This is a genomic window from Solitalea lacus (assembly GCF_022014595.1).
Classification (GTDB): Bacteria; Bacteroidota; Bacteroidia; order Sphingobacteriales; family Sphingobacteriaceae; genus Solitalea; species Solitalea lacus.
In genome coordinates this window covers 902,833-915,048 of record NZ_CP091740.1, presented here as the reverse complement: position 1 = coordinate 915,048, position 12,216 = coordinate 902,833, and the positions used below count along the sequence as shown (strand labels likewise).

The following is a 12,216-nucleotide window of genomic DNA, read 5'->3' as shown; positions in this document are numbered from 1 at the left end:
CTAATGAAAAAACTATTTACAATTACCAGCATGGCAGCGGTTCTTCTTGCCGGATGCAAGGAGAACGAAACAGTTGATTTTAAAGAATCTAATTTAAAACAACCGGAAGCTAGGGAAACCAATGCCTTGATTGGAACTTCAAAATACATCACACAGGTTTTTGAGTATCTCCCGGCTCCAGGTCAGTTTATCAACACACTGCCTGCTTACGCTAGCGGAGATAACGCGCAAACAATGGCAGCAAAGGTGGCTACGTCATTAGTAGGCAAAACAAACGGGCTGGTTTGTTTAGGCGGATATGGCGGTTACCTTATTGTAGGTTTTGATCACACCATTTCCAATGTGGCTAACGCCCGCGATTTTAAGGTTTACACTAATGCATTTGCCAATAATGCGGAACCAGGCATTGTAATGGTTGCTTATGATGCCAATGGTAATGGGTTGCCTGATGATACCTGGTACGAGCTGGCCGGTAGTGAGTATTATAAACCAGGCACGATTAAGAATTACCAGATTACCTATTCAAAGCCAAATCCCTTAAATGGCAATGTAGCTTGGACCGACAATCAAGGAGGTTCAGGGTTCATAAAAAGAAATAGTTATCATACGCAAGCTTCTTACTATCCACTGTGGGCAGGCAGTCAGCTTACATTTACAGGAACTAAAATTCCAAACAATGCATATGATAGTAATCCTGATCCGGTGGCACAGAGCTGGGTGTTACCGGCTTACCCTTGGGGCTATGCAGATAATCAAATCAACACACATGCCGATGCCACATTTGATATTGCATGGGCGGTTGATGCGAATGGCCAACCGGTTAATCTTTCGGGAATTAATTTCATTAAGATTTATACCGCCGTTAACCAAGAGGCCGGCTGGCTCGGCGAAACTTCTACCGAAATTGCAGGAATTGAAGATTTGAATTTCTAAGTTGCGCGGACTTATCATAAAAAGCCTCTGAAAATTGCTCGTTCAATTTTCAGGGGCTTTTTGCTGAAGGCTCGAAGAAAATTGTACCGTCGTATTGTATTAATGGTTTTTAAACTTCCCTTCTGCGTATTGTGTTAGCTTATCCGCTCTTTTTATTTTTCATGCTGTTTTACAAAATGTCTGTTAGCAAAATTGGCGATCGGGTTTATCTTATCGTCTCTACGCTTAGAATTTCCTTTTAATTTTAGAGGAAACATATATCCAAAAACTCCATAAAATAAGACTAATGATCAAGGCTATATAAGGGAACCACCATGACAATACCAAAATTGCGACGCTTGCAATAGTGCCCATTCGGTTACTCCTCATTGCCTCATTAATTTTTTGTATATGCTCTGGTGATTTTGCAAGCTGTTTCGGTTTTTTAGTACTATTAAGTAATAGTCGCCATCCCAAATTATGCACCAGGCAACAAAAGCTATAGAATACATTAGCAGGTTGAGCATAAAGTGTGTTAAGGTATTCGGCCATGAAAGCGGTAGGAAATGGAAGTATTACTACGGTTAGCAGAAAAAAACCACTGGCAAACAGAAACCGGTCGGAAGCTTTATCGAGGGCATCAAACAATACATGATGCCCGTACCAACTAATAAAAATAAGGATGAAACTCAGAAAAAGCGCAAAGAAGGACGGCCAAAGATGGATAGTAGCATTCCAAACATCACTGGTGGAACCCATCAAGTTGAGCGCCGGAACTTTTATTTCAATAATGAGTAATGTAATTGCAATGGCAAAAACACCATCAGAAAACATTTCAAGACGCTTATTTGGGTTTTCTTCTCTCATGATGAGCTAGTTTTTCATGACTATCCACTAATGTATCAATTTGTTCGGTTACATCCTTTAACCCACCACGGATTACCGCTATCTATCAAGTGTAAATGCTATAGACTTTATGAAAATGACTGGAAAGAGAAAGGATAACTAATAATATTTTTTGGCAGACCGGATTGCATGACGCGATAGTTAGCTTAGCAGCTGGAAATAATGAAGAATAGGGTTAATTTAATAAATCAATCCTTCATTTTGAAAAGTTTGAGTCATTTGTTTCCTAAGATTTTCTCATAGGCTTTGCGTGGCGCTCCACCGAAAAAAATTTCACCACAATAATTATAATCTAATCTTTCCAATATTTTAAGCATTGGAATGTTGTCATAATTAGTGTCAACTTTTATGCTAAAAATGTTATTCTCAAGGGATAAATCCTCAATCATATTGAACAATTTAGTTGCCACACCTTGTTTCTTAACCGCATTTGATGTAGCTACACGATGAACTACAACATAATCACCGTTTGTCAACCAACGTCCTTTAATTTCGTTGTAAGCTGGTTCAACCCCAAAGATAATGGCAGCGTAGGCAATTATCGCGTTATTGTCGTCAATGACATATCCGTATTCATTTGTAATGTCATCATAAACAGTCTGTTCATTTGGATAACCATTTTGCCATTGCTCACTACCATCTGCCTTTCTTTGGGCGATAGCTTGTTGCAGTATTTCCCAAATTGAGGCTGCATCTGAAAGATTTGCTTTTCTAAGTTTCATTGCATTCATGGTAAATTTCAGATTGGTTGCCATCCATACTGGATTTCGAAGCACCCAAACTGTCAAACCAATTCAAAGATAATTTATTGCGCACACTTTCAACAAATGGAAAGGTGTTGTTTCCAGTAAACCATTATCTGTAGTTATTATTATTTAGTGCCATTGGTTATTATTGTCGGCTTAGGAAATGTCAAAAAATAAACGATTACGAATAAAGTTACTGTTGCGGTTGTCAATAATGCAGCTGTGGCATTGAACTGAAACCAAATTAATCCGGTCAGAGAGCTTGCTAACATTGTACAGATGCTTTGCAATGCCGAAAAAGTCCCGATTGCTGTTGCTGTATCCTTTTCGTATACGATGTTTGAAATCCACGCTTTTGAAATCCCCTCCGTTGCAGCAGCATAAACACCATAAAGAAAAAATAGCCCGAAAAAAAAGTAAAGATTTGTATTTACCGACATGCCAAAATATACTATCGCAAACAAGAAAAGCCCGAAAATGAAAATTGTTTTCAGCCCCACATTATCGGCAATGACACCAATAGGAAAGGCAAATAAGGCATATATGAGATTGTAAAAAATATAAACTCCGATAATCGATGTATCACCAAATCCTTCTTGCTTTGCCTTTAATAAAAGGAAGACATCTGAACTGTTGAAAAGAGTAAATACTAAAAGCCCAATTACCACTTTTCTGTATTCTGTCGAGCTTACTTTCCAATATTTCAGGAATGAAAAAAACGGTGTTGAAACTTTGGCTTTATGTCCTATGGATCTTTTGTCCTTCAAGTATAGCGAAGATAAAACCGCAAGTAGCCCGGGAATAAATGCGATTAAAAAAAGCGTTTTATAATCTTGTGGGTAATAATACAAATAAAGCAAAGCGAATGAAGGTCCAATTACTGCTCCTAAAGTGTCCATTGAACGATGGAAACCAAAAACTTTCCCTTTTGTTGCCGGAGTTGCTTCATCTGAAAGGATTGCGTCTCTTGGACCCGTCCGAATACCTTTTCCTAAACGGTCAATGGTCCTCGCAAAAAATATCCAAAGCGGATAAATGAAAACTGACATCATTGGTTTTGAGATCGCACTAAAAGCGTAACCGATTTGCACAAACGGAACTCGTTTGCCCGACATGTCAGAAAGTTTACCAAAATAACCTTTACTCAGCCCCGCTGTTGCTTCTGCAACGCCTTCAAGTATTCCGATAAGTAAAATTGAAAAACCAACTGATTTTAAATAAATCGGCATTATCGGATACAGCATTTCGCTTGCCGTATCTGTCAGCAAACTAACGACTGATAAGATCCAAATTGTTCGTGTGATGTACTTCAAACTTTATCTTGTTACTTGATAATCTTAAGATCGCTGTTCATTTTAGAACTGGCAATGTTTCGGTTATTGAATTCGTCACCAAGCATCTGTAAAATACTGCATTCAGAGTAATAGAAGTCAATATTCCTTAACCTAATATTTAATTAATACTATGCAATAATATCCAGGTTGGCTATCGTCTGTTCTTATATAGCCATCTCCTTTTTCAAAAACTCACCGGTAAAGCTGTTAGTGCATTCAATTAGCCCTTCTGGTGTACCCTCAAATACAATAGTTCCACCACCTTTTCCACCTTCCGGACCAAGGTCAATCACATGGTCGGCTACTTTTACTACATCCAGGTTATGCTCAATTACCAACACCGTATTACCCTTTTCCACCAATCGGTTTAATACACCCAACAAAATGCGAATGTCTTCAAAATGCAAACCAGTTGTAGGTTCATCTAAAATGTAAAAGGTTTTGCCGGTATCTTTTTTAGAAAGCTCTGTGGCCAGTTTTACGCGCTGAGCTTCCCCTCCGGAAAGTGTTACCGACGATTGCCCTAAAGTGATGTAGCCCAAGCCTACATCTAACAAAGTCTTAATTTTACGATGAATAGCCGGAATATTCTCAAAAAACGGAACAGCATCCTCCACACTCATGTCCAATACATCACTAATGGATTTACCTTTGTAGCGCACTTCCAAAGTTTCACGGTTATAGCGTCGTCCCTGGCACTCTTCACAATTTACCATCACATCGGGTAAGAAATTCATCTCAATTACCTTCATCCCCGCACCCTGACAAGTTTCGCAGCGCCCGCCTTTTACATTAAACGAAAATCGACCTGGTTTATAACCGCGAATTTTAGATTCGGGCAGTTGGGTAAACAGGTTACGTATATCTGAAAATACACCCGTATAAGTCGACGGATTAGAACGCGGAGTACGTCCAATTGGCGTCTGGTCAATCTCAATCACCTTGTCGACATGCTCCAGGCCTTCAATTTTTTCATACTCCAACGGCTTTTTCTTGGCATTGAAGAAATACTGGTTTAAAATTGGGTAAAGAGTTTCAGTAATTAAAGTTGATTTACCGCTACCTGAAACACCTGTAACGGTAATAAACTTACCCAAAGGCAGTTCTATACTTACATTCTTTAGGTTATTGCCTTTAGCCCCAACCAATTTCAGGACATGTCCATTTCCTTCCCTGCGTTTTTCAGGAAGCTCAATTTCCTTTATACCATTAATATAATCGGTGGTGATGGTATGGAAACCCAGCAGCTGATCGGGCGCACCTTGTGCCACCACCTGACCGCCATGTACGCCTGCGGCAGGTCCCATGTCAATTACATAATCGGCCTCCACAATCATGTCTTTATCATGTTCAACAACCAACACAGTATTACCTACATCACGCAGGCTTTTCAGCGCTTCAATCAAGCGGTTATTATCACGTTGATGCAACCCAATGCTTGGTTCATCTAAAATATACAGCACGTTAACCAGTTGCGAGCCTATTTGAGTAGCCAAACGGATACGTTGCGCTTCCCCTCCTGAAAGGGTACGAGAGGTACGGTCAAGTGTTAAATAGGTCAAGCCAACATCCACCAAAAATCCAATGCGCGCCCTTATCTCTTTCAGAATTTCTTTAGCGATGATATTTTTCCGTTCTGAGAGTCGCACTTCAATACCAGCAAACCATTGTTTAAGCGAATTGATATCCATACAACTCAGCTCAAAAATGTTTTTATCATCAATTTTAAAATGCAGCGCCTCTTGTTTTAATCGGGCACCATTACATTCGGGGCAAACCTTCAAAGTTCTGAAACCTTCCAGATCGCTTCTGTCTTCATCATCTTTACGGTTTTCCTGCTGCTCTTCCAGAGTTTTAATTAAACCGTCAAACGTCACCTGGTAGTTTTGGGTGTTATAGCTTCCGTACTTTACAGGAACAGTAATAATATCCGGAGCTCCGTTAAGGATGATTTCCTTTATCTCGGGCTTTAACTTTTCAATTGGGACTGAAAGCGAAAAATCATACTTCTTTGAAAGCGCTTTCAATATTTGGAACATCCAGGTTTCGCGGTATTCGCCCAATGGAGCCAAACCGCCTTCCATAATGCTCAATTTCGGATTTGGAATGACTGTATGCTCGTCAATTTCAAAAATGTAGCCTAGGCCACTGCACCGTGGACAAGCGCCATAAGGTGAGTTAAATGAAAAAGTATTCGGCTGCGGCTCATCGTATGAAATACCCGTTGTAGGGCACATCAAAAACTTAGAGAAATGCGAAACATTACCTTCCTTGTCGGCAATTTTAATAATGCCTTTGGCTTGTTTCATCGCTGCGGCCACTGAATCTACAATACGTTTGCGATTATCCGCCTTTACTTCTACCCGATCAATAACAATTTCAATATCGTGGATTTTGTAACGGTCGAGCTGCATTTTAGGAGTTACATCCTGTATCTCTCCATCAACCCTCACCTTCGTATACCCCTGCTTTCGAATTTGTTCAAACAGCTCGCGGTAATGCCCTTTACGTCCTTTTACAACAGGAGCCAAAATATTGATGGGCTTGCCTTCGTACTGCTCCATAATGCTGTTGATGATCTGATCTTCAGACATTTTCTGCATCAACTCGCCTGTATTATACGAAAAAGCATCACCAACGCGGGCATACAGCAAACGCAAAAAGTCATAAATCTCGGTGATGGTGCCTACTGTTGAACGTGGATTTTTGGAAGTCGTTTTTTGTTCAATAGCAATAACAGGACTCAGCCCTGAAACCTTGTCCACATCCGGACGCTCCATCCCCCCCATAAACTGGCGCGAGTATGCACTGAAGGTTTCCATATAACGGCGCTGGCCTTCGGCATAAATTGTATCAAAAGCCAATGACGACTTACCGCTACCACTTAAACCAGTTATAACCACCAGCTTATTGCGCGGAAAAGAAACATCTATGTTTTTCAGGTTATGAACACGTGCGCCATAAACCTCTACTTCCGATTGCTCACCTAAATCGGTAAAGTTTTCACTCATAGTCAACAAAAAACAAAATCCGAAACGCAAAGATAAGTAATTTAAGTTTCGGGCTAAGGAGCAGAATTATTGATTACACCTGCAAGACGTAGGTTGCAGAAAAGTTGAATGCAGGTTAGATCAATTCCACCGTTCTTTTAACACTCCATAATTTACCTGAGCCTTCAGGTAACTGTAATGTTGCACATCAAAATTAAACCATACTCCATTCCATTCATCTATTTTTGAAACTAATCTAAACGAGAAAAAGTGAATTCAATTTCTACATTTTTATCAAAGGCACTGGGACTATTTATGCTAGCCTTTATTGGCTTGCCTGTTTTAACACATGCTCAAACAACAGCAAGCACCAAGCCTGTAACAACGGGGAAAATTACCGGTAAGGTAATTGATGCAAAAACACAGGAGCCTGTTGACTTTGTGACCATTTCCCTATTAAAATCTACAGAAACTGCTGCAACCAAGGGCACATACAGCAACGAAAGCGGTGAATTCATCTTTCAGAAGATACCCTTTGGAGCCTATAAGATTACGTTCAGCTTTGTTGGCTACGAAACCTATACGTTAACCAATGTTGTTCTATCGGCAGAGAAACCAGTTTTAAAATATGATGAAATAAAACTGAAGCAAGCTTCCACCAAACTTAATGAGGTTACGGTAACCGCTCAACGCAGTCCGTTTCAGGTAGGCGCCGATGGTTTAACTTATAATGTTGAAGAGAGCTTGCAAAACTCAGGAGCTTCAGCAGTTGAAGCCCTTCAAAGAATTCCCTCGGTTCAGGTTGATGCCGATGGAAAAATTACTGTGCGCGGCAGCAGTGATATTAAAGTATTGATTGATGGAGAACCCACCGAACTGTCAAAAGTATTGGATATGATTCCGGCCAACGCCCTGCAAAAGATTGAGGTACTAACCAATCCATCAGCCAAGTACACTGCCGAAGGATCTGGAGGCATTATCAATATAGTTACCAAAAACAGGGCAGGTCTTCGTGGCAGCAGTCTTACCGTTGGAGCTAACGCTAATACCCGTAACCGCTACAGCGGACGTTTAAGCTATAATTATTTTACTCGCAAATTTTCAAGCTTTAACAACTATAACTATAGTCCGTTTAACAACAACACATCGAGTGAGTTGTTCCGCGAAAATTACAGCAACAACGGCATTAGTTATCTTAACCAAAGAAGTTCAGGTAACAACAACTCACAAAACCACAACTTTTTCTCAAATAACACCATCCGTTTTAATACAACCAATAGTATGACGGTGAACCTGGGCGTTACCGGAAGCACTAATAACAACACCAATTCATCACTCAATTCTCAATTAAACAGCGAGTTGGTTGAATATGGAAACTTTACAAGAAACAACAACTCATCAAATGATAATTTAACATTAAAAGTAGGGGTTGGTTACCGCCATATATTTGTTAATAAGTCTCAACAGCAAAACTTCGACCGGATAGCTAAAAGAATGGATTCCATTCGCAACCAAATGTCAAAAGATCCGGCCTTCGCCGACTCGATTCGTAAGGTTATGCAAAATCCTGAAAATGCCCGTATGGCACAACAAGCAGGATTTACTATGCAAGGTGGTGGTGGAAACCGCGGCGGACAAGGAGGTGGCGGTATGCGTATGCGCGGTTTCGATTTTCAAAATCAAAAGGAGCTAAAAACCGAGCTGAATTTCTCAAGAAGTAACAGAGCCAGCAACAACGCTTACAACCAATATTATTATGTGCCTGCGCTCGATACTTCCTTACAAAATAACTACTCTACGGATTATGGCAATACTTTAGGCTTTAAAGCTGATCTAACATGGCCATTCAACCAAAACAAAAGCCGCTTTGAAACAGGGGTCAGCTCAAACTTGGCATTTGACACCAACAGATACCGCCTCGACACCTTAGCCAATAATGGTTCTTTCGAGGAGAACCGCTTGTTAAGAAACGATTTTGATAAAACTGACTTTGTAGGAGCTATTTACTCACAGTTTTCGCACACTATTAAGAAGTTCACTTTTACCGGCGGCTTACGTCTTGAATACTATAAATTGAATGCAGACTTGATTTCAAGGTCATTTAATTTCGATAAAGATTTTTTAACACTGCATCCAAGCTTGAATATTTTCTATAAGATGGATGATGTACAAAGCTTCAAGCTTTCGTACAGCAATCGTATCAATCGACCTTCTATGAATCAATTGAACCCTTATATTGACAATTCAGACCCCTTAAATATACGTTTTGGTGATATCAACCTGGATCCTTCAAGGGGACATTCATTTGAGTTAGGGTATAATCGTTTCACTTCTCAAGGCAGCATCAGCTCCTCAGTATATTATCGTCAAACTGACGATATGATTAACAGCATAACCTTAGTTCGAGAACGTGATACCTCATTTACTACCTATGGCAATATTGGACAAAATAGGGCCTATGGCGTTGAATTAAACGGCAACTTAATGCTCTTTGCCGGCAAACTTAATCTTAGTGGCGGCGCCAGCTTAAACAAAAACAGTTTTGTAAATAAAAGAAATAGTGAATTTAACAGAGATCGCTTAACTTTTAATGCCAATAGCGATGCGCGTTTAAGTTTACCTCAAAACTGGAACCTGAGCGCCAACCTGCGTTACTTTGGGCCTCAAGCCTTTATTCAAGGCTATACCGAAGGCTATTTTACAGCTGGTATGGATTTAAGAAAAACCTTCTTAAACCGAAAGCTTAACCTTACCATAAGTGCCGACGATTTATTTAACACCCGTAATGCAGCTCGTATAACTTCGGGAAGCTTTGTTCAAACCAGTAAGAACCAAACCGTAACAAGGGTAATCAGGCTGGGCTTGAATTATAACTTCGGAGGATTTAATGCTGCAGGCGGACCGCAAAGGGGCAGATAAGACTTTTCCAAAATATAAGTTTAGCAAGGGAGCAACGGATCACGTTTGCTCCTTTTGTTTTATACAGTTTCTATAAATTGCTAATACTTTAAAAGGCAAGATATAAAAAGCAAAAGCCGAAAATATTTCTACTTTCGGCTTTGTGCAATGTGCTCTACCTGCTGTTATTTGGCAGGTTTTTGTTCTAAATTCTTTAAGGATGAATAACCAAAATGCTTAAGCATATCAGTTATAAACTCCGGACTGTAAGAATACAGGTTACTTAAATTAATTGTGTAGCCTGCTGTCAGCGTTTTAGGAGCTTTGTTTTGTACAGCATTATTTACCGGAGTTCTGTTTATGGCAGTTTTAACCGCAATAAGTTTGTACACATAAATTGAGGTTTCTTTATTTAATTTCAACTTAAAATAATCATCCTCTTTTTGTTGCTTCGAATGCATTTGAAGCTTTGTCGATCCAATGTTATAGGCTGCAGCTACCATTGTCCAAGATCCAAACTCTCTGTACAGATCTTTTAAATATCGGCATGCTGCATGAGTTGATTTAATTGGATCATAACGTTCATCAACCCCTTCTCTCACTGCCAAGCCGTAGCTCCGGGCGGTGGATGGCATAAACTGCCAAAATCCTGCGGCTCCCTTTCTTGATGTGTCAGAACCAAAATCATAACCTGATTCGATCACTGGTATGTATTTAAAATCCTGAGGAATACCATGCTTTGCCAGTATTGGCTCCATGACTTTAAACCACCGTTTCGCTCTGGCCTTCGCGTTACCAACCTGACGAAGCGTCAGTTTGGTTTGTTTAAGCGTAGCGATAAACCGTTTTTTTACCCAGGCATCGTGAAGCGGAATTTCTTCACCGGCAAAATCAACTGATTTTTGAACCGTCGCCTTTGTACTTGCTGGTGTTGTGCTCAGAGGTTCCTTATTTACAGAAAACCCCGAATTTGAATTAAAGAACAAAAAATTAATGAGAGCGAACACTATTACACCAGAAGCACACGCAATTACGTGTTTTCTAATCATAGTCTTTCATTTTTAATATGACCAGCTTTCGCCAATCAATACCAAAACTAATATCTATTTACTGGCATGACCACAACTATCATACCAGTTAATTCTCATTTATATCCAGTTAAACAGACGACCTGCTTTGGCAATCAGTTTCTTTTTCGAATTCGCCGTTTTGGGCTGTACACGAGTGGTTACCGGTTTTGGCAGATGATTAGTATTACTGCCATTTTCTGTACCCATACCTGTCAACGCTCCTAAACTTAACAATCCAATGCTACCAATGGCTTGCAAATCAGCTACACGTACAGACGATTCATCGAAATACAAATCAAAGTCTCCGGCATGTTGAAGAATATGCTTAAAAACCAATACTTTATATACATAATTACCGGTTTCTTTATTAAGCTTCAGATCAAAATAGTCGCTTTCGTTTTGACGATTCATTGCCGACTCTAGCGCCCCATGACCTACATTGTAGGCAGCAGCAACTAATGTCCATGAGCCCAAACGCTCATACAAATCATTCAAATACCTGCAAGCTGCAACTGTTGATTTAACAATATCCTTCCTATCGTCTACTTTTCTACTCACCTTTAAACCATATGCTTTTGCTGTTGCTGGCATAAACTGCCAGTATCCAACTGCACCTGCATGTGAACGGGCATTTTGCTTGAATCCTGATTCAATAGCGGGTAAAAATTTAAAATCTTCAGGAATTCCATACTGGGCTAAAATGGGTTCAATAATCGGGAACCATTTTAGAGCCACTCCTTGCAAATTCTCAATAAACCCTTGCGAAATACGCAAATTCAAGTTTCTGATGAATTTTTGATAAACATCATTGTTATCAAACGGAACAGCTTCCCCTGAGAAAGTTAAGGCTTCAATTAAATAACTTTGAGCCTTTTTGTCGTCTAATGATTTCATCATTAGAGCTGTATTGTACGGATCATCCAGTTTAGCAGCTTTTGCTTTACTTACGAATAATGACCCTGAAAACGCAATCAACAATGCGCACATAAAAAAGTGTTTCTTCATCCCTATTTCTTTAAACCTTTCAGTTGATTAACACCTGGAATGACTGTTGACACCATTCCCTCACAAAAATCCAGCGGCAAAAGTAAGGTATATTTTACTGATTAACAAGCATTTGTGAAAAATATACAATTCACCACCCCTTTTCACTCCCTCAAAAAGCAGCAAAATCGACGATTAAAAACCGTATGCAACGATTTTGAACTGGCATCCTTTTCTGAGAAAAAATTAAAACAAACTATTCTGAGCCGTTGCCGATTAAAACCGTACCTTTGCAATTCTTTGAACAACCTTAACAACTGATAATGAAGCTTTAATGAGAAGTTTTAACATAGCTTTAAAGGTGTTCAATTTTGCA

At 39.7% G+C, this 12,216-nt stretch carries 8 protein-coding genes; 2 read left to right on the top strand and 6 right to left on the bottom strand.

Features of this window, described 5'->3' with window-relative positions; all coding sequences use genetic code 11:
• Nucleotides 1–3 precede the first annotated feature (3 nt).
• Entirely contained in the window at nt 4–933 is a 930-nt protein-coding gene (locus L2B55_RS03860; RefSeq protein WP_237848977.1) for a PKD domain-containing protein, read from the top strand.
• Nucleotides 934–1,158: 225 nt separating this feature from the next.
• On the opposite strand, the gene L2B55_RS03855 is transcribed toward L2B55_RS03860, so the two are convergent.
• The 4 genes from L2B55_RS03855 to uvrA all read right to left on the bottom strand — a co-directional run bounded on the left by L2B55_RS03855 (nt 1,159) and on the right by uvrA (nt 6,909).
• Nucleotides 1,159–1,779: a TMEM175 family protein gene (locus L2B55_RS03855; protein WP_237848976.1), complete on the bottom strand. Its 621-nt coding sequence runs from the start codon at nt 1,777–1,779 to the stop codon at nt 1,159–1,161.
• Nucleotides 1,780–2,033: 254 nt separating this feature from the next.
• Nucleotides 2,034–2,540 (bottom strand): GNAT family N-acetyltransferase, encoded by a 507-nt coding sequence (locus L2B55_RS03850; RefSeq protein ID WP_237848975.1) that lies wholly within the window; start codon nt 2,538–2,540, stop codon nt 2,034–2,036.
• Nucleotides 2,541–2,689: 149 nt separating this feature from the next.
• A complete protein-coding gene (locus L2B55_RS03845) occupies nt 2,690–3,877 on the bottom strand; it encodes an MFS transporter (protein WP_237848974.1) in 1,188 nt (395 codons plus the stop codon).
• 185 nt (nt 3,878–4,062) lie between these two features.
• Nucleotides 4,063–6,909, bottom strand: a complete 2,847-nt coding sequence (gene uvrA / locus L2B55_RS03840; RefSeq protein ID WP_237848973.1) for an excinuclease ABC subunit UvrA — start codon at nt 6,907–6,909, stop codon at nt 4,063–4,065.
• A gap of 249 nt (nt 6,910–7,158) precedes the next feature.
• Between uvrA and L2B55_RS03835 the strand changes: the two genes are divergently transcribed.
• The gene (locus L2B55_RS03835) at nt 7,159–9,807 is read left to right on the top strand and encodes a TonB-dependent receptor (protein ID WP_237848972.1); all 2,649 of its coding nucleotides are present in this window, start codon (nt 7,159–7,161) and stop codon (nt 9,805–9,807) included.
• Nucleotides 9,808–9,971: 164 nt separating this feature from the next.
• On the opposite strand, the gene L2B55_RS03830 is transcribed toward L2B55_RS03835, so the two are convergent.
• Both L2B55_RS03830 and L2B55_RS03825 read right to left on the bottom strand, forming a co-directional pair.
• Nucleotides 9,972–10,835 (bottom strand): lytic transglycosylase domain-containing protein, encoded by an 864-nt coding sequence (locus L2B55_RS03830; RefSeq protein WP_237848971.1) that lies wholly within the window; start codon nt 10,833–10,835, stop codon nt 9,972–9,974.
• Nucleotides 10,836–10,934: 99 nt separating this feature from the next.
• Nucleotides 10,935–11,861 carry a lytic transglycosylase domain-containing protein gene (locus L2B55_RS03825; protein ID WP_237848970.1) on the bottom strand — a complete coding sequence of 309 codons (927 nt, stop codon included), beginning with the start codon at nt 11,859–11,861 and terminating at the stop codon, nt 10,935–10,937.
• Nucleotides 11,862–12,216 lie beyond the last annotated feature (355 nt).

Coding starts and splice junctions, on each gene's coding strand:
- L2B55_RS03855 (WP_237848976.1), bottom strand. CDS start 1,779: ATGAGAGAAGAAAACCCAAATAAGCGTCTTGAAATGTTTTCTGATGGT.
- uvrA (WP_237848973.1), bottom strand. CDS start 6,909: ATGAGTGAAAACTTTACCGATTTAGGTGAGCAATCGGAAGTAGAGGTT.
- L2B55_RS03830 (WP_237848971.1), bottom strand. CDS start 10,835: ATGATTAGAAAACACGTAATTGCGTGTGCTTCTGGTGTAATAGTGTTC.
- L2B55_RS03860 (WP_237848977.1), top strand. CDS start 4: ATGAAAAAACTATTTACAATTACCAGCATGGCAGCGGTTCTTCTTGCC.
- L2B55_RS03850 (WP_237848975.1), bottom strand. CDS start 2,540: ATGAAACTTAGAAAAGCAAATCTTTCAGATGCAGCCTCAATTTGGGAA.
- L2B55_RS03825 (WP_237848970.1), bottom strand. CDS start 11,861: ATGAAGAAACACTTTTTTATGTGCGCATTGTTGATTGCGTTTTCAGGG.